The following is an 18,451-nucleotide window of genomic DNA, read 5'->3' as shown; positions in this document are numbered from 1 at the left end:
TGAAAGAGGTGATGAAAGCCATACGCAAGGTGGCTGATACGGGCTTACCTGTGCTGCTGGTAGAGCAAAATATCAAACAGGTATTGCAGGTTAGCGATCGTACGTATGTGTTGGAAAACGGCAGGTTGGTGCTGGAAGGCACCGCTGTCGAATTAGAAGGACACCCCGTCATTCGCAAGGCGTACTTGGGATTATGATGCGGTGAGTAAGGGTTGGGTGTGTTCTGTCATGTCCAACCCTTTCATGTCTTGTTGTATTAATTGCGAAGCTTTGATCATTTGGCGTAACGGGTATGCCAGCATTGCTAACTCACCTTCTGTTTCCAGTGTGGGGCTGGTATTTTCTACTGTTTTATCATGCAAAATGCCTTGAATGGCGGTAATGGCTTCGTCTATGCCGGGTGGAATGCTTTCCAATGTGGCCAGCAGGGGAATACTGGCACTGATTTGTGATGCCAGCACGTGGTTTTGAATCAGCAGGTTATTGAATAGCGCGACATTCCATTGGCGACTGGCAGGCTCATCCATCATGCGATAAAAGCCAGACGCAAAGTTATCAAACGAAATATAGACCTGACGCTTAGCCAGTTGCCATTGAGTATCAGCCTCGGCCAGTTGTGCGACCAGTGCGGCATCTACAGGTTCGCTATCAGGGTTGCTTGCCTGTTGTTGTACGGTTTGTTGATACTGACGATTTAGCTCGGCGTATTGCAATCCAGTGGTTAGATAGTGTCGGTTGGCTTGCAGTGACTCGCGGGCGAAACTGCTCATAGAGCTGGCTTCCCACTTAGGCAGTACGTAACTACATAGCAGAGCAATGGCACACCCAATCAGCGTGTCTATAAAGCGCTCACTGATGACGAAGGTGCTACTGGCGTATAAGAACTGAAATGAGATCAGTGCGGAGATAGTCAAAAAGGCTGCTGATAACAAATAGTGCAGTTGCACCAAGCTCTTGCCCATGACATAAGCGAGCAACAGGGCAATAAAGTAGAACTCTTTATTGTCGGTGACACTAAATAAAATAAAGGTCAACAAGCACCCTAAAGCCGTTCCACCTAGACGCCACGTATTGCGCTGTTTGGTCTGTGCAAAGCCAGGCTTAAGAATCACTAGAATGGTTAGGATGATCCAGTTACTTTGATTGGCTAAGGAGTTTAACGACTCCGAAGTGTTCATGAACTGAGCTACTAATGCCGGCACAGCCAGAGCCAAAATAGAGGCTACCGTCACACGAATGGCATAGCGGAAGCTAGATGAGCTCAGGCGTAGGTTGCTACGGAATAAACCTAGATGTATTTCTTCGCGCGACAAGAAACGGCTTAAGGATTTGTCCAAATACTGATCCAGGGGAATATCTGTCCCAGTACGTTTGGTGTTGGCCGCCATATGGTCAATGGTTTGCTTGGCCACACGTAAGCGACGCAGAACTTGCAGCAACAAACCATATAGCTCGGGGTCTTGTTGTTGCATACCTTTTTGTTTGTAGCGCTCTAGTTCATATTCCATCGCGCGTATTTCCGCTTTAACGCTGATGCGTTGCACGGTTTTTTTGCGGCGGGATACGTTCAACGCAATACGTACCACCTCTGCTGACTGCTTCTGTAGTGCATCATGAGCAAACTCCATGAAATCACTTTCGCCTAGTTTGCGTCGCAGGGTGTGGTAGTCGGTATGGGTGGCAACTAAAGTATCTAGCAACGACACCATGTTGGTGTACAACACCAGCAATGTGGTGCGGTATTGGTCGCCACGACTTTTTATGCCTTTAGGCAGTTCACGCAGCACCATGTCGCGAGCTGATTGTTGAAGCTCGGCCATACTGGACTGTGCTTTGATGAGGTCTCTATAGGTCGCATCCAAATCTGAGTTCACATCATAGAACTTGGATCGAGCTAGCATGTATTTGGCTGTGGCGTGCAAGGCCATAGACAAGGTACGGCGCTCTTCACCCAGCCATAATAAATGCCTAAAGAGTAAGCTAAAGGCAAAGTAAAAAAGGCCGCCAGTAAAAGAGAATAAGGTGTGTAGTAGTACGGTGTCGCCAGAGGTGGGCTCGCGCAGACTAAGTGTCATCAACAGTAAGCAGGCAAAGCCAATCAAGCCGCCGCGTGGTCCATACACATTGAGCATGGAAAAGAAGAAGCACAGTATGGGGACTAATATCCACGTGCCCCACATTGACCCTGCAGCAAAGGTGGTTAAGGCGACGGTAATGGTGCCTAGAGCAATGCCGCCCAACATTTCGTTAGTGCGGTAGCGCTTGGGGCCGCCAGGCTGGTCAATGACGGCTACACATAGCGCGCCCATGGAGGCAATAATCCCCATGCCATACAACTGAAAACCACCCCCTAACACAATAACGGGCAATAAAATTCCCGCAGCTTGCCGTAGCCCGCCTAACAAGTAGTGGCTGTAAAGAAAGCGCTGTAATTGAGGAAAAAAAGTGGTGCTCATGTTGTGATTCTACGTACAGATTCACCAGTATAAGATGCCCAACCCATACTGTGGGTGAAGATAATTTGCGGTTTACCAACAATTGCAGTTGATTGACATTTGGCAACAGGGTAAAGTACCTGATGCCTCAGCTCATCCGCTGAGACAGTAGGGCTCTTTGCACGGGTCATCAACCCGTTTTTTTGCGCCTTTTTATTTGTTGCTGGCCGCGCCACAAGCGTGTGATGCCAGGACTTCCATTTCATGCTATCGCGTTTGTACGCAAGTGCTACTTTCCGAAAGAGTGCAGGTCAAGCAGTAGTGTGTCTGGGTGGCGTGGTCCCGTGGGTCATAAAGCGCCAGATCATGTTGCTGTATTTGGCTGAGACTCCGGCTTAAGTGCCAGTCGGGGAGTTAGTGCAAGACTGAAAGGAATTTCATAATGGAACTCAATGGCGCAGATATAGTCGTGCGCACGCTGGCTGACGAAGGCGTAGAACACGTTTTCGGCTATCCAGGTGGTGCCGTACTATATATCTACGATGCAATTTTCAAGCAGGACAAATTCCGCCACATTTTGGTGCGTCACGAGCAAGCTGCTGTGCACGCGGCGGATGCCTATTCACGCTCCTCCAACAAGGTTGGTGTAGCGCTGGTTACCAGCGGCCCAGGTCTGACTAATGCTGTAACAGGTATTGCAACGGCCTACATGGACTCCATCCCTATGGTGGTGATCAGTGGCCAAGTTGGTTCTCAGTCTATAGGCGAAGATGCTTTTCAAGAATGTGATGCTATTGGTATTACGCGCCCTTGCGTTAAGCACAACTTTTTGGTGCGTGACGTAAAAGAGCTAGCAGATACTATTCGCAAAGCTTTCTATATCGCGACTACAGGCCGTCCAGGTCCTGTGTTGGTCGATATTCCCAAAGATATTACTGCAGCAATGGCACGCTACACGCCTAAGCGTGGCGAGGTCAAAATGCGTTCCTACATGCCTGTATCCAAAGGGCATCAGGGGCAGATCAAAAAAGCGGTGCAAATGCTGGCAGCAGCTGAGCGTCCCATGATCTACGTGGGCGGCGGCGCTATCTTGGATAATGCATCCGAAGAAGTTAAACAATTAGTCGAGCTTTGTGGTGCGCCTTGTACTACCACGCTGATGGCTCTGGGTGCTTACCCAGGTAATAGCGATCAGTATGTAGGTATGCCAGGTATGCACGGTACGTATGAAGCAAACATGGCTATGCAGCACAGTGATGTGTTAATTGCTGTGGGCGCACGTTTCGATGACCGCGTAATTGCGAATCCTCGTCACTTCATGCAAGTCCCTCGCAAAATTGTTCACATTGATATTGATCCTTCCTCCATTTCCAAACGTGTGAAAGTGGATGTGCCTATCGTGGGCAGCGTTAAGGAAGTTCTGCAAGAGTTCAACGAACAGTACGCACAAGTTCGCTCCTCATCCACTAAGAGCAAAACAGCTCTGGAACAATGGTGGAAGCAGATCAACGTTTGGCGCGAGAAGAAATGCCTAGTCTACAAACCTTCTGACGAAGTTATTAAACCTCAGTCAGTGGTGGAGGCTCTATGGGAAGTAACGGGCGGTGACGCTTTCGTGACTTCTGATGTGGGTCAGCACCAAATGTGGGCGGCACAATACTACCGTTTCAATAAACCACGTCGTTGGTTGAACTCGGGTGGCTTGGGTACGATGGGTGTGGGCCTGCCTTACGCTATGGGCGTACAGATGGCTAACCCTGATGCAGATGTAGCGGTGATTACTGGTGAAGCATCTATTCAGATGAACATCCAAGAACTGTCCACATGTCTGCAATATCGTATGACACCTAAGTTGCTGTGCTTGAACAACCGCAGTCTGGGTATGGTGCGTCAGTGGCAGGAAATCGATTACGGCTCTCGTTATTCGGAATCCTACATGGATGCGTTGCCTGACTTCGTGAAACTGGTTGAAAGCTACGGCCACGTTGGTATGCGTATTGATAAACCTGCGGATGTGAAACCGGCTATTCAAGAGGCTTTCACTAAACATAAAAACCGCTTGGTATTCATGGACTTCATCACCGATAAAACAGAAAACGTCTGGCCAATGGTTAAGGCGGGTAAAGGTTTAACGGAAATGTTGTTGTGTGCAGAAGATCTGAAAGGAGAGGAATTATGAAACACGTGATTTCCATCCTGCTTGAGAACGAACCCGGCGCATTGTCGCGTGTGGTTGGTCTGTTTTCTGCGCGTGGCTACAACATTGAAACCTTGACTGTGGCACCTACGGAAGATGCAACGTTGTCTAGGATGACGATTGTGACCATAGGTCCCGATGAGGTGATTGAGCAAATTACCAAACACCTGAATCGCCTCGTTGATGTGGTGAAGGTAGTGGATCTTTCCGAAGGCCCACACGTTGAGCGTGAACTCATGCTCATCAAAGTGCGTGCAGTAGGTAAAGAGCGCGAAGAAATCAAACGTATGGCTGACATTTTCCGTGGCAGCATCATTGATGTGACTGACAAAACCTACACGATTGAACTGACTGGGGTGCAGGAGAAAATCTCTGCCTTCATCAATGCATTGGATCGCAGTTCCATTTTGGAAACGGTACGAACCGGTGTGTCAGGTATCAGCCGTGGTGAACGGGTTTTGAAGGTTTAACTTTATTAAATTAAAACGCCACAAGGCGACAAAAATTTGGAGCAGATTCCATGAAAGTTTTTTACGACAAAGATTGTGACCTTTCCTTGATCAAGGGTCGTACAGTTACCATTATCGGTTACGGTTCACAAGGCCACGCTCACGCACTGAACCTGCATGAGTCTGGCGTGAATGTGGTTGTTGGTTTGCGTAAAGGCGGTGCTTCTTGGAGCAAAGCTGAAGGCGCTGGCCTGAAAGTGATGGAAGTGGCTGAAGCCGTTAAAATCGCTGACGTAGTAATGATCTTGTTGCCTGACGAGAACATCGCTGAAGTTTACCGTACACAAGTTGCTGAAAACATTCGCCCAGGCGCAGCTCTGGCATTTGCTCACGGCTTTAACGTTCACTACGGTCAAGTTGTGCCACGTGACGACATCGACGTGATCATGGTTGCTCCTAAAGCTCCAGGCCACACAGTGCGTGGTACATACCGCCAAGGTGGTGGTGTTCCTCACCTGATCGCTGTATACCAAGACAAAACTGGTGCAGCACGTGACGTGGCTCTGTCCTACGCTAGCGCAAACGGTGGTGGTCGTGCTGGTATCATCGAAACAAACTTCCGTGAAGAAACAGAAACTGACTTGTTCGGTGAGCAAGCTGTTCTGTGTGGTGGTGCTGTTGAGCTGATCAAAGCTGGTTTCGATACATTGGTTGAAGCTGGTTACGCGCCAGAAATGGCTTACTTCGAGTGCTTGCACGAACTGAAGTTGATCGTTGATCTGATCTACGAAGGCGGTATCGCCAACATGAACTACTCCATCTCCAACAACGCGGAGTACGGTGAGTACGAAACAGGTCCTAAGATCATTACTGACGAAACACGTAAAGCAATGCGTGAAGTTCTGGCTGACATCCAAAACGGTGTTTACGCTAAAAACTTCATCTTGGAGCACACTGCTGGTGCCCCAACATTGACATCGCGTCGTCGTATCAATGCTGAGTCTCAGATTGAGCGTGTGGGCGAACAACTGCGTGCAATGATGCCTTGGATTGCAGCCAACAAATTGGTTGATAAATCCAAAAACTAAGCATGTGGCGTGATTAACGCCATAAGGCTGGCCTAGGGATCTCCCTGTGCCAGCCTTTTTGTTTTTTGTAATTGCCCATAAGCTGCTAATATCTCATTCTTACCCAGCTGCTTTTAAGTGGTTTCTTTGGTTTCTTACCTTCAGCTTGAATTATGCCCGGTCGCAATACAGACGAATTACGTCGTCGCAGTATTTACCTTTTACCTAACGCGTTTACTACCGCGAACTTATTCGCTGGGTTTTATGCCGTCGTGCAGGCCATGAATGGGCGGTTTGAAGTGGCTGCTATAGCTATCTTCTTGGCGATGGTTTTTGATGGTATGGATGGACGCGTTGCGCGCCTGACTAACACGCAGTCCGCTTTTGGTGAGCAGTATGACTCCATGGCTGATTTAACCTCTTTTGGTGTGGCACCTGCATTGGTGATGTATGTGTGGGCACTGCAAGATTTGGGCCGATGGGGGTGGTTGGCGGCATTCGTGTTTGTTGCGGGTGCAGCATTGCGCTTGGCGCGTTTCAATACCAATATCGCTGTTGTAGATAAACGCTTCTTTCAGGGCTTGCCTAGTCCTGCGGCGGCGGCGCTCATTGCTGGCTTTGTGTGGTTGTCGGTGGATAATAAACTGCCGATCTCTACGCATGTATTGCAGTGGAGTGCCTTTGTTCTGACGATTTACGCTGGCGTTGCCATGGTCTCCAATGCCCCTTTTTATAGTGGTAAAACATTTGCGCTGAGCAAAAGTGTGCCGTTCTGGGGAATGTTGTTGCTGGTGTTGCTGTTTGTGTTTGTCTCTTCCGATCCACCAGTAGTGCTGTTTGGCTTGTTTGTGCTGTACGGCTTGTCGGGTTGGGTGGTGATGGCATGGCGCTGGCATCGTGCGCGTAGGCTGATTGAGCAGCGCCGAGAGGATAGTTAATCCATACCGCGAAATATACCGTCGTTGATATCACGAGGATCAGGGCCAGGGTGGTGGTGAACCAACTGGCCCTCTTTGTTGAAGTACATATACATCAGCGAATTAAATGCGCCGCCTTGCTTATAACGGTATGACCAGGTGCGGTAGGTAACACCTTTCCATCGGGCAAACTCATCTACTGCGGGTGGGCCATACCAACAGGCAATCATGGCGGCATTCCAGTCATGTTGGTCTAGTTGCCTAAAGCCCTCATCTGAAAGCATCTGCTGCATGGATAGAATGGTGTTTTGTTCATCCACCTCTGCTGTCCACGCGTAGTAACCCATTGGCTGGGTGGACCAGTTCACTAGTTCAGGTTTGACGTTATTGCAGCGTTGAGTGGGGGTGCCGTATTCGTTAATGGCTGTGTCCAACGCGGTGCCGGGTGGTATGTTGCTTAGACTGGTGCAGCCTGCCATCAATAGGCTGGCAAAAGTAATGCAGGATAGGATAGTAAAGCGTGGCATTTTTCGTACTTCCTGTGGCGGCAGTGCCTGATTACGGGGCTGTGTAATTGAAGAATCTTACGTACCTGGGTGTTTTGCTATATAATTCCAGATTGTTTTGCGTAAGCAAAGTGTTTTTGCTGATGACACGATAGGGCTCCTCGGCTCTATCGCAAGTTATTTGAGGATAATGTTATGACAGTAGAAGTTAAAAAAACCGAAATCGTTTCGGAATACCAACGTAAAGCCGGCGACACCGGTTCTCCAGAAGTGCAGGTTGCATTGCTTTCCGCACGTATCTCTCACCTGACAGAGCACTTCAAAACCCACGTTAAAGATCACCACTCCCGTCGTGGTCTGCTGCGTATGGTTAGCCGTCGCCGTAAGCTGTTGGATTACTTGAAAGATCGTAAGCCAGATGCTTACCGCGCACTGATCGAAAAACTCGGTCTGCGTAAGTAATATGCCGGGGCATGCCCCGCACGAAATAACCGTGCATGCTGCGAGAAACCGCTCGCAGTACGCACGGTTTTTTATTGTAAGGAACGTAGTGAATGTTCAATAAAGTCACAAAGAAATTTCAGTACGGCACACATGAAGTTGTGCTGGAAACAGGTGAAATTGCACGGCAGGCGTCAGGTGCCGTGGTTGTTTCGATGGAAGATACTGTAATTTTGGCAACTGTTGTTGGTGCCAAAAACGCTAAACCAGGTCAGGACTTCTTTCCTTTGACCGTGGATTATGTAGAAAAAACATACGCTGCTGGGCGCATCCCCGGTGGTTTCTTTAAACGCGAAGGTAAGCCTTCTGAGCGTGAGACATTGACCTCCCGCTTGATCGACCGTCCTCTGCGTCCGTTGTTCCCAGAAGGGTTCTACAACGAAGTTCAAATTATTATTCATGCGCTGTCGGTCAATCCTGAGATTGATCCTGTGATCCCAGCTCTGATTGGTGCTTCCGCTGCATTGGCTATCTCCGGTATTCCATTTAATGGTCCTGCTGGTGCTGCTCGTGTGGGTTACGTAGATGGTCAATATGTATTAAACCCAACTACAGAGCAGTCTGCACAGTCCAAACTGGACTTGGTAGTTGCTGGTACTGAAGCTGCTGTGTTGATGGTTGAGTCCGATGCTCAACAGTTGTCTGAAGACGTTATGCTGGGCGCGATCGCATTTGGTCACAGCGAAATGCAAAACGTGATCAACGCGATTCATGAGTTGGTAGAAGAAGCAGGTAAGCCAGAATGGGATTGGCAGCCTGAGCCAGCTAATGAAGCATTGATCAGTGCAGTGCGCGAAGCGGCTTTTGAAGAGTTGAAAGCGGCTTACCAAATCCGTGAAAAACAAGCTCGTACATTGCGTCTGCGCGAGATCAGCAAATCCGTTAAGGATTCGTTGGCTGCAACTGCTGAAGAAAAAGGTGAGCCTGCACCTGATTCAGTTGGTGTGGATAACATCTTGTTTGATCTGGAAAGCCAGATCGTACGTAGCCAAATTTTGAATGGTGAGCCACGTATCGATGGTCGTGATACACGTACCGTTCGTCCTATCGCTATTCGTACTGGTGTATTACCACGTGCGCACGGTAGCGTGTTGTTCACTCGTGGTGAGACACAGGCTTTGGTGGTAGCAACACTGGGAACACGTCAAGACGAGCAGGTTATTGATTCCATCATGGGTGAATACCGTGATCGTTTCATGCTGCACTACAACTTCCCTCCGTTTGCTACAGGCGAAACAGGCCGTTTTGGTGCTCCTAAGCGTCGTGAAATAGGTCACGGTCGTTTGGCTAAACGTGCTTTGGCTCACATGATTCCTCCTGCAGATGAGTTTCAATACTCCTTGCGTATTGTGTCTGAAGTGACAGAGTCCAATGGCTCCTCTTCCATGGCAACAGTATGTGGTGGCTCTTTGGCCATGATGGATGCTGGTGTGCCTATGGCTGATCACGTAGCTGGTGTAGCTATGGGTCTGATCAAAGAAGGCGGTAAGTTTGCTGTGTTGACCGATATTCTGGGCGATGAAGATCACCTAGGCGATATGGACTTCAAAGTGGCCGGTACCGAGCATGGTATTACTGCGCTGCAAATGGATATCAAAATCCAAGGTATCACTACCGAAATCATGAATGTGGCATTGGCTCAAGCTCGCGAAGGCCGACTGCATATCTTGGGTCTGATGAAAACATCCTTGGAAGGTGCGCGTACAGAATTGTCTGCATTCGCTCCTCGTATGTTGACGGTAAAAATCAACCCAGAAAAAATCCGTGATGTGATTGGTAAAGGTGGCGCGACTATCCGTACGCTGACCGAAGAAACTGGTACACAGATCGATATCGGTGATGATGGCACAATCACAATTTCTAGCGCTGACCTAGAGAAAGCACAAGAAGCTGAGCGTCGCATCAAAGAAATCACAGCAGAAGTAGAAGTGGGTCAAGAATACGAAGGCCCAGTACTGCGTATTCTGGATTTCGGTGCGATTGTGCAAGTTCTGCCAGGTAAAGATGGTTTGTTGCATATCTCTGAGATTGCTAACTACCGTATCGCCAACGTGAATGATGTATTGAAAGTTGGTCAGGTTGTGAAATTCAAAGTTATAGAAGCTGATGATAAAGGCCGTCTGCGTCTGTCTGTCAAAGCTTTGGGTGGCATTGAGGCTCAGGGTGGTGAAGCAGCTCCTGCGGCGCCAGAGGCTGATACAGCCGCTGAATAAGTCTTTGTGTGCTAGCGTAAGCTAGCCGCACAGCGCAAAAATCCCGGATTGAGCATTTATGCTTACCGGGATTTTTTTATGCGGTTGGTAGATTAGTGGCTCACTAGGGAATTAGAGGGGATTTTGCGGCTTTCTGCGTATACAAATCGTTAAATTTACGGTATAGTTTTCTTCTTTGCTGCTTTGAGCTAATCTTATTGGCTCAATATCGGTAAATCAAACTTGGAAGCGTGCCAGAGTGGTTGAATGGACTGGTCTTGAAAACCAGCGATGGGGTAACTCATCCGTGAGTTCGAATCTCACCGCTTCCGCCAAACAAGTTTGTGTGGCATCCATGGCGGAATAGGTAGACGCAAGAGACTTAAAATCTCTCGATCAAACGATCGTCCCGGTTCGATTCCGGGTGGATGCACCAACATCTCACATGCCTTCGGGCTCTTCTATTATCCTTTTGATTCTGTTCGAGTCATAATAGACCTCTCTGTAGATCTATGTATAAGGATAGTGAATATCATGAAAGCCATAGAAATCTCCCAACCAGGTGGTCCTGAGGTATTGCGCTGGGTTGATAGGCCTATGCCAGAACCTACGGCAGGGCAGTTGTTGTTGCGTGTGATCGCAGCTGGCGTGAATAGGCCGGATGTGATGCAGCGTAAGGGTATGTATCCTGCGCCTGCGGGGGCTTCTGATATACCGGGCTTAGAGGTTTCTGGGGAAATCGTGGGTGGCGATGTGGAAGGTAGTGGGTACGCACTGGGTGATTGTGTGTGCGCGCTACTGTCAGGTGGTGGGTACGCACAATACTGTGTGGTAGATGCGATGCATTGCTTGCCTATCCCTAAAGGTATAGATCCTATCCATGCTGCTGGTATACCCGAAACGGCGTTTACGGTATGGAGCAATATCTTTAATCGCGGTGCTTTGGCGGATGGTGAGTCCTTGCTTGTGCATGGTGGTGCAAGCGGTATTGGGGTCATGGCCATACAATTGGCAGTTGCTAAAGGGCATCGTGTCTTTGCTACGGCAGGTAGTGATGAACGTGTAGCCATTATTAATGCGCTAGGTGCCACCGGTATTAATTACAAAACGCAGGTGTTTGAAGAGGTTGTTCGCGAGTCTACGAATAATCGTGGTGTGGATGTGATTCTGGATATGGTGGCTGGCGACTATATAAATAGAGATATACGTTGTCTAGCAGATGATGGCCGTATTGTGGTTATAGCCTTGCAGGGTGCACCTAAAGGTGAGGTTAATTTTGCGCAAATGATGTTGCGTAGATTGACGCTAACGGGCTCAACTCTGCGTGCTCGAGATCAGCACTTTAAGGCTGATCTGGCCAAACAGGTGCGTGAGCAAGTGTGGCCATTACTAGAGAGTGGTGCTGTCAACGTTAAGGTGCATGCGGTGTTTGATATGGCCAATGCAGCACAAGCGCATGCCATGATGGATGCCGGTGAGCAGGTGGGGAAAATCATCCTGCGCGCATAAAGAATGGCGTTATTAGGGGCTAGTCAATATGACGATGCGAAAAGCGCACAATTTTTAAGCGTAAATCTGGGCAACACGCTACAATTATCGGTTGTTTTATTTGTGATGGCCTTTGGCCTTCAGGTACTAGAGGTCAATGACAACTACAACTCGCTCTCCTCTTATTATTGGTAACTGGAAAATGAATGCCTCGCTGGGCGGCAGTATGGTGCTGTTGCAGGCGTTAGCGCATTATCGACCAAGCCAATCCTGTGAGCTGGCAGTCTGTGTGCCGTTTCCTTATTTGGCTCAAGTGCAAGAAGTTCTTGCGGGTTCTTTGGTCTCATGGGGCGCACAAGACGTTAGCGATCAGCAGCAAGGTGCATACACTGGCGAAGTATCAGCAGCTATGCTGCAAGATTTTGCCTGTAAGTGGGCGTTGGTGGGGCATTCTGAACGCCGACAACGCCATGCTGAATCAGATCAGTTGGTAGCTGATAAAGCAATGCAAGCATTGTCTTGTGGCATTACACCAGTGTTTTGTGTGGGTGAAAGTGATGCTGAACACGAAGCTGGCGAGGCACATAATGTAGTCTTGCGACAGTTGCAGCCTTTGCTGGATTTAGGTGCTGATGTCGTGAGGCGAGTGGTTGTAGCATATGAACCAGTCTGGGCTATAGGTACAGGGAAAAGTGCAACGCCGGAGCAGGCTCAGGCTGTGCATGCGTTTATACGCGAGTGCTTGCGTAACAGCGGTGCTGAAGAAGTGCGTGTGTTGTATGGCGGCAGCGTCAATGCAGCAAATGCAAAGAGTTTGTTCGCCATGCCTGATATAGATGGTGCATTGGTGGGTGGTGCGGCACTTAAGGCCGAAGAATTTTTAGCGATAGCGGCGATATAAGCCACGGAGTGATCACATGGAATGGATTCAACCAGTCTTGCAGGCAGTGCAGGTATTGTCTTCACTGACTATTATTGGTTTGGTGTTGTTGCAACAAGGTAAAGGGGCGGACATGGGTTCGTCTTTTGGTAGTGGCTCAGCTGGTAGCGTATTTGGCGCTGCTGGTGCTGCTAACTTCTTGTCGCGCACGACTAAGTATGCCGCTATTGTGTTTTTTGTTTCTACTGCGGGTTTGGCGTGGGTGGTTTACAAACCTTCCGCTAAAGCCGAAATCGAATCGGGTGTGATGCAGGGCTTTGAGTCCATCATTCCAGGTATGTCAGCTCCAGCGCCTACTACACCTGCTGCGCCAGATGTGAGCGTGCCAGTAGTTCCGACTGTACCGGCTCCGGCGGCAAGTGTGCCGCAAGTGGTTGAGCCTGCTGCTGAAAATAAAGTAGAGCCAGCGGTTGAGGCTGCGCCTGCTATTTCTACAGAAGAAGCAAAAGAGCCAGCTGCGGCAGAGTAACCATCTGTGGTTGCTTTCTGTAAATAAAAGGCCGATCATGGATCGGCCTTTTTGTTTGTGGGGCAATAGATGCACTTATGCTGCAAAAGTACTTGTGCCCGTGGGGGATCATGCTAGAATAACGATCTTTCTAGATGTCGATGTGGTGGAATTGGTAGACACGCTATCTTGAGGGGGTAGTGGCGCAAGCTGTGCGAGTTCGAGTCTCGCCATCGACACCAAAAACATTGAAGCCGGGTTAGCCCGGCTTTTTTGTGCCCGTTTTTTGTAGCGTGGGTGTGCGAGAGGCTATTTGGTTGGTTCTAGGGGTGGTGTTGGGGTCACTAAGTGCGTGTTTGAGTGAAAGTGGTGGTGTGTTTTTTAATTCTTCACTTGTTTATAAATCAATTACTTACGGCTACATGTTGGATTTTTGCTTTAAGTTTATTTGGGCTGAAAGGGGATTTGAGTTGGGTAGGTGCAAACCCTGTTTTGTTGTATGGAAGTGACGTTTTTGTCGTGTATAGGCTACAGAAAAGTGACTTTATGCAGGGTAATCACATCAAACAATAGTCAACGCGGCGGAATTTTGATGCAATAGCTCTAACTTCCCATTGCGGAGTTAGAAAGAGCAGTAGCACCTACATGTTGTGAGTGGCTGCTCTGATTTACTCAAAAAATCCACGGAGATTTCATACATGAAAAAGACTCTGCTCGCTGCTGCTTTGATGGCCGGTTTCGCTGGCGTTGCTCAGGCAGAAACTTCCGTAACTCTGTACGGTATCGTTGATACAGGCTTGGGTTACACACAGTTCAAAAACAAAACCTCAGACGTTAAAGCAACTCGCACAGGTTTCTACGACGGCGTTCAGTCCGGTAACCGTTGGGGTCTGCGCGGTAGCGAAGATCTGGGCGATGGTCTGCGTGCTGTTTTCACATTGGAAAGCGGTTTCACACTGTCCAACGGTAACTCCGCTCAAGGCAACCGTTTGTTCGGTCGTGAAGCAACTCTGGGTCTGGCTGGCGACAGCTGGGGTTCCTTGGTTTTCGGTCGTCAACAAAACGTAGCTTCCCGCTTCATTGCTGACATCGCTAGCCCATTTGGCGATTCCATGGAATTGGCTGCAATTGGTAAAACATTTACCTCCGCAGCAACTGTTCGCGCAGACAACACAGTTGTATACGCAACACCTAACTTCAATGGTTTTGACTTCGCTGTTGGTTACTCCTTCAACGTGAATGGCGATCAACAGTGGAACATCAAAAACAACGGCCTTAACGGCAACCCTAAAGACAAAAACGCTAAACTGGTAACAACTGGTCTGCGTTACGCTAACGGCCCAGTAGCTGTTGCAGTGTCTTACGACAACCTGAAGGCTTCTGCATGGGATAAATCCGTACAAGCTTGGAACTTGGCTGGTAGCTACGACTTTGAAGTTGTAAAACTGCACCTGGCTTGGGGTCAAGAGCGTAACGGTACTTTGACTGCTCGTGGTTACAACGACAGCATTAATGAGGCTGTGGGTTTTGGTTCAGTTGATGCTAATGGTGATTTCCAAGGCATTGGCGGTAGCATGAAAGATTACAAAACCAACAACTTTGCAGTTGGCGTAAGTGCACCTGTTGGCGCTGCTGGTAAAGTAATGGCTGGTTGGGCAATGTCCCGCGTTAGCGACAACAACTGGTTTGAAGGTTACGCTGATGGCGAGGGTAAAAAATCCCAAAACCTGTTCAGCTTGGGCTACACATACAACCTGTCCAAACGTACAAACGTTTACGCAGTTGGTACATACGGTACTGGCTACGCATTCAAAGATGTACGCGCTACACAGGCTATCGTAGGTCTGCGTCACCGCTTCTAATCATGCCGCATGGCTTAGCCATGTATCATGATGGCCTGCTTAGGCAGGCCGAAGCGAAATGCTTAGGCATTGAAAAGCCGCTCTTCGGAGCGGCTTTTTTTATGCCTGAGATTTTTGTGGTTGAGCTTCTGCTTGGTGTAGTGCTCTTCTCTTGGGTGCGGGGTTGTTTGCTGGTGGTGTAGGGCGCCTGGCTTGTTGGTTGGGCTCTACTGGTGCTTGTGTTATCCCAGGGGTTGAATTGGCCTCGTGTGTTGTTGTTGTTGTTGTTGTTGTTGTTGTTCGTGATCTATATCGGTTGAGGATATTTTTCTAACGGTAATTAGAGATGTTGAGGTCGTTTTGAGCTCATGATTTATTGGTGTGCTCATGCTACCGATAGAGGTCTGAATTTTCTATTTTTATTCCCAAAAAAAGCCCCTAAACCCTTATTTCTTTAAGCTAAAAGTCAGCTGGCACCTTTTGTAATGGTTTGAGTTGGGGGAGGGCAACATAGTTGTAATATTGGTACAGCGCGCTAAAAGGTAGTGCTGATAAGCCTTTTTTTTATAAAAAAGCGTCTAGTTGGTCTAATTTGAGTCGGGCTAAGGGTTATAGCCTCAAAGACTAGATGAAAATGCTACAATCCAAGGGTTTACTTACTGTGAATGGGTGTGTTGCATGAATCTGCAGAATTATTTCCCCATCTTGCTATTTGTCCTAGTTGCGACGGGTATTGGTGGGGCATTGTTAGCGACTGGTCGCATTTTGGGGCCGAATCGTCCTTACGATGAAAAGCTATCACCATACGAGTGTGGTTTTGAAGCCTTCGGCGACTCCCGCATGAAGGTGGATATTCGCTATTACCTGATCGCCATTTTGTTCATTATGTTTGATCTGGAAATTGCCTTCTTGTTCCCTTGGGCTGTTGCTAATGGAGTCATTGGGATGGTGGGTTTCTGGTCTGTACTAGTATTCCTAGGCATTTTGACAGTGGGCTTTTTGTACGAATGGAAAAAAGGCGCCCTGGATTGGGAATAAGCATACTGCGCATGCCCGCTGGGTAGGCGTCTGCTAAAGGCAAAAAACTATGGCTATAGACGGCATTTTGAAAGAAGGTTTTATTACTACCAGTGCAGACAAGTTGCTGAACTGGGCGAAAACAGGTTCCATGTGGCCGATGACATTCGGGCTGGCCTGTTGTGCGGTAGAGATGATGCATGCGGGTGCTGCCCGTTATGACTTAGACCAATTCGGTATCATTTTCCGTCCTAGCCCCCGTCAGTCTGACGTGATGATCGTAGCTGGTACTTTGTGCAACAAAATGGCGCCTGCCTTGCGCAAGGTGTACGACCAGATGGCTGAGCCACGTTGGGTGGTTTCCATGGGGTCCTGTGCCAACGGCGGTGGCTACTATCACTACTCGTACTCAGTTGTTCGTGGTTGTGATCGTGTTGTTCCGGTGGATGTGTATGTGCCGGGCTGTCCGCCAACTGCTGAAGCGCTGGTCTATGGCCTGCTGCAGGTGCAGAACAAAATTCGTTTAACCAACACCATCGCGCGTTAAGCGTCGGGTCTGTTTTAGCTAGGTACGTACATCATGACACGACTAGAAACGCTACAAAAAAACATTCTCGCCGTATTTGGTGAAGAAGCTGCGCTGACACTGGATCGCAACGAGCTGACACTTGAAGTGCCAGTTAGCGATTGGGTGCAAACCTGTACCACTCTACGTGACCATAAAGATTTGTCTTTTGAAATCTGTATGGATCTCTGCGGTATGGATTACTCAGCATGGCGTGCTCCCACTTACGACTTTGATCCCTCCTTGTTCCCACATCGCTTTGCAGTAGTGATTCACTTGCTGTCAGTTAAACATAACTGCCGCATGCGAGTACGCTGCTTTGTGCCTGGTGATGACTTCCCCGTTTTACCTACACTGTTCCACGTATGGCCTACAGTGAACTGGTTCGAACGTGAAGCCTTCGATTTGTACGGTATTGTGTTTGAAGGTCACCCTGATCTGCGCCGCATTCTTACCGATTACGGCTTTATCGGTCACCCCTTCCGCAAAGATTTCCCTATCTCCGGCTATGTGGAAATGCGCTACGACGCAGAACAGAAACGGGTTATCTATCAGCCTGTCACTATTGAGCCGCGTGAAATTATTCCACGTGTGGTTCGCGAAGACGATTACGGAGTGGGGCGCTAAGTACCATGGCAGAAATTCAGAATTACACGCTAAACTTTGGTCCTCAACACCCTGCCGCACACGGTGTGTTGCGTCTGGTGCTTGAATTGGACGGCGAAGTTATTCAACGCGCTGACCCACATATTGGTCTGTTGCACCGCGCGACAGAGAAATTGGCTGAGCACCGCACGTTCTTGCAAGCATTGCCATATATGGATCGCTTGGACTACGTGTCTATGATGGTGAATGAGCACGCTTACTGCATGGCAGTAGAGCGTTTGGTTGGGGTTGAAGTTCCTCTACGTGCTCAGTACATCCGCGTGATGTTCGACGAAATTACCCGTATCCTGAACCACCTGATGTCCGTAGGTTCTCACGCGCTAGACGTGGGTGCTATGGCGGTGTTCTTGTACGCGTTCCGTGAACGCGAAGACTTGATGGATGCATACGAAGCTGTATCTGGTGCACGTTTGCACGCTGCATACTACCGTCCAGGTGGTGTGTATCGCGACCTGCCAGATACTATGGCTTTGTACCAGGGCAATAAATACCGCAGCGAAAAAGAATTGAAAGCCATGAACGAAGCTAGGTCAGGCTCGTTGTTGGATTTCTTGGAAGACTTTACTGATCGCTTCCCTGCATGTGTTGACGAATACGACACCTTGCTGACGGATAACCGTATTTGGAAACAGCGTTTGGTAGACGTGGGTATTGTGACTCCAGAACGCGCTAAAGCGCTGGGATTTACTGGCCCTATGCTGCGTGGCTCTGGTGTGGAGTGGGATACACGCAAGACACAGCCTTATGAAGTATACGACCGCATGGAGTTCGATATTCCTGTGGGTACTAATGGTGACTGTTACGACCGTTACTTAGTTCGTATGGCTGAAATGCGTGAAAGTAACCGCATCATTCGCCAGTGTATCCAGTGGTTGCGTAACAACCCAGGTCCAGTGATTACCGACAACCATAAAGTGGCACCTCCTTCACGCGAACGCATGAAGACAGGTATGGAAGATTTGATCCACCACTTTAAATTGTTCTCCGAAGGTATGCACGTTCCATCAGGCGAGGTTTACGCTGGTGTTGAGCATCCTAAAGGTGAGTTCGGGATTTATTTGGTGTCAGATGGTGGTAACAAGCCTTACCGTATGAAGATTCGTGCACCTGGTTTTGTGCACTTGCAGTCGTTGGACGAAATGTCCCGTGGCCATATGATTGCTGACGCTGTCACGATCATTGGTACACAGGATATCGTGTTCGGCGAGATCGACCGCTAAGG

At 48.7% G+C, this 18,451-nt stretch carries 17 protein-coding genes and 3 tRNA genes; 18 read left to right on the top strand and 2 right to left on the bottom strand.

Features of this window, described 5'->3' with window-relative positions:
- The first annotated feature begins 8 nt into the window (after window positions 1-8).
- A complete protein-coding gene (locus tag AC3QL0_RS11845; RefSeq protein ID WP_493008657.1) occupies window positions 9-197 on the top strand; it encodes a hypothetical protein in 189 nt (62 codons plus the stop codon).
- On the opposite strand, the gene AC3QL0_RS11840 is transcribed toward AC3QL0_RS11845, so the two are convergent.
- On the bottom strand, window positions 192-2,456 hold the full coding sequence (locus tag AC3QL0_RS11840; RefSeq protein WP_493008656.1) for an FUSC family protein: 2,265 nt from the start codon (window positions 2,454-2,456) through the stop codon (window positions 192-194). The genes AC3QL0_RS11845 and AC3QL0_RS11840 overlap by 6 nt on opposite strands.
- A gap of 421 nt (window positions 2,457-2,877) precedes the next feature.
- Between AC3QL0_RS11840 and ilvB the strand changes: the two genes are divergently transcribed.
- The 4 genes from ilvB to pssA all read left to right on the top strand — a co-directional run bounded on the left by ilvB (window position 2,878) and on the right by pssA (window position 7,086).
- The gene (gene ilvB, locus AC3QL0_RS11835; protein ID WP_493008654.1) at window positions 2,878-4,614 is read left to right on the top strand and encodes a biosynthetic-type acetolactate synthase large subunit; all 1,737 of its coding nucleotides are present in this window, start codon (window positions 2,878-2,880) and stop codon (window positions 4,612-4,614) included.
- The gene (gene ilvN / locus AC3QL0_RS11830; protein ID WP_135861471.1) at window positions 4,611-5,102 is read left to right on the top strand and encodes an acetolactate synthase small subunit; all 492 of its coding nucleotides are present in this window, start codon (window positions 4,611-4,613) and stop codon (window positions 5,100-5,102) included. Before ilvB ends, ilvN begins: the two co-directional genes overlap by 4 nt.
- Window positions 5,103-5,152: 50 nt before the next feature.
- Window positions 5,153-6,169: a ketol-acid reductoisomerase gene (ilvC, locus tag AC3QL0_RS11825; RefSeq protein WP_430220515.1), complete on the top strand. Its 1,017-nt coding sequence runs from the start codon at window positions 5,153-5,155 to the stop codon at window positions 6,167-6,169.
- Between the two features lie 152 nt (window positions 6,170-6,321).
- Window positions 6,322-7,086 carry a CDP-diacylglycerol--serine O-phosphatidyltransferase gene (gene pssA / locus AC3QL0_RS11820; RefSeq protein ID WP_493008653.1) on the top strand — a complete coding sequence of 255 codons (765 nt, stop codon included), beginning with the start codon at window positions 6,322-6,324 and terminating at the stop codon, window positions 7,084-7,086.
- Here pssA and AC3QL0_RS11815 read toward each other — a convergent pair.
- Entirely contained in the window at window positions 7,083-7,592 is a 510-nt protein-coding gene (locus AC3QL0_RS11815; RefSeq protein ID WP_493008651.1) for a hypothetical protein, read from the bottom strand. The two genes, pssA and AC3QL0_RS11815, sit on opposite strands and share 4 nt — an antisense overlap.
- Before the next feature lie 174 nt (window positions 7,593-7,766).
- On the opposite strand from AC3QL0_RS11815, the gene rpsO reads away from it, so the two are divergent.
- The 13 genes from rpsO to AC3QL0_RS11750 all read left to right on the top strand — a co-directional run bounded on the left by rpsO (window position 7,767) and on the right by AC3QL0_RS11750 (window position 18,449).
- Window positions 7,767-8,033, top strand: a complete 267-nt coding sequence (gene rpsO, locus AC3QL0_RS11810) for a 30S ribosomal protein S15 (RefSeq protein ID WP_493008650.1) — start codon at window positions 7,767-7,769, stop codon at window positions 8,031-8,033.
- A 92-nt stretch (window positions 8,034-8,125) separates the two neighbouring features.
- Window positions 8,126-10,285, top strand: a complete 2,160-nt coding sequence (gene pnp, locus AC3QL0_RS11805) for a polyribonucleotide nucleotidyltransferase (RefSeq protein WP_493008649.1) — start codon at window positions 8,126-8,128, stop codon at window positions 10,283-10,285.
- Window positions 10,286-10,509: 224 nt separating this feature from the next.
- A tRNA-Ser gene (locus tag AC3QL0_RS11800) sits at window positions 10,510-10,599 on the top strand.
- A gap of 14 nt (window positions 10,600-10,613) precedes the next feature.
- Window positions 10,614-10,700 (top strand) — tRNA-Leu (locus tag AC3QL0_RS11795).
- A 98-nt stretch (window positions 10,701-10,798) separates the two neighbouring features.
- Window positions 10,799-11,773, top strand: coding sequence for an NAD(P)H-quinone oxidoreductase (locus AC3QL0_RS11790; RefSeq protein ID WP_493008648.1), 975 nt, complete (start codon window positions 10,799-10,801; stop codon window positions 11,771-11,773).
- Between the two features lie 136 nt (window positions 11,774-11,909).
- Window positions 11,910-12,653 carry a triose-phosphate isomerase gene (tpiA, locus tag AC3QL0_RS11785; protein ID WP_493008647.1) on the top strand — a complete coding sequence of 248 codons (744 nt, stop codon included), beginning with the start codon at window positions 11,910-11,912 and terminating at the stop codon, window positions 12,651-12,653.
- Window positions 12,654-12,669: 16 nt separating this feature from the next.
- Window positions 12,670-13,161 carry a preprotein translocase subunit SecG gene (gene secG / locus AC3QL0_RS11780; protein WP_493008646.1) on the top strand — a complete coding sequence of 164 codons (492 nt, stop codon included), beginning with the start codon at window positions 12,670-12,672 and terminating at the stop codon, window positions 13,159-13,161.
- A gap of 136 nt (window positions 13,162-13,297) precedes the next feature.
- A tRNA-Leu gene (locus AC3QL0_RS11775) sits at window positions 13,298-13,382 on the top strand.
- A gap of 456 nt (window positions 13,383-13,838) precedes the next feature.
- On the top strand, window positions 13,839-15,002 hold the full coding sequence (locus AC3QL0_RS11770; protein WP_493008645.1) for a porin: 1,164 nt from the start codon (window positions 13,839-13,841) through the stop codon (window positions 15,000-15,002).
- A 657-nt stretch (window positions 15,003-15,659) separates the two neighbouring features.
- On the top strand, window positions 15,660-16,019 hold the full coding sequence (locus tag AC3QL0_RS11765) for an NADH-quinone oxidoreductase subunit A (protein ID WP_493008644.1): 360 nt from the start codon (window positions 15,660-15,662) through the stop codon (window positions 16,017-16,019).
- A 49-nt stretch (window positions 16,020-16,068) separates the two neighbouring features.
- A complete protein-coding gene (locus tag AC3QL0_RS11760; RefSeq protein ID WP_493008643.1) occupies window positions 16,069-16,545 on the top strand; it encodes a NuoB/complex I 20 kDa subunit family protein in 477 nt (158 codons plus the stop codon).
- Window positions 16,546-16,578: 33 nt separating this feature from the next.
- On the top strand, window positions 16,579-17,190 hold the full coding sequence (locus tag AC3QL0_RS11755) for an NADH-quinone oxidoreductase subunit C (protein ID WP_430222885.1): 612 nt from the start codon (window positions 16,579-16,581) through the stop codon (window positions 17,188-17,190).
- Between the two features lie 5 nt (window positions 17,191-17,195).
- A complete protein-coding gene (locus AC3QL0_RS11750) occupies window positions 17,196-18,449 on the top strand; it encodes an NADH-quinone oxidoreductase subunit D (protein WP_493008642.1) in 1,254 nt (417 codons plus the stop codon).
- Window positions 18,450-18,451 lie beyond the last annotated feature (2 nt).

The organism is Paenalcaligenes sp. GW821-LYS-B07-1 (assembly GCF_058803365.1).
The sequence above is the reverse complement of the archived record's forward strand: the minus strand, read 5'-3'. Positions and strand labels throughout refer to the sequence as shown.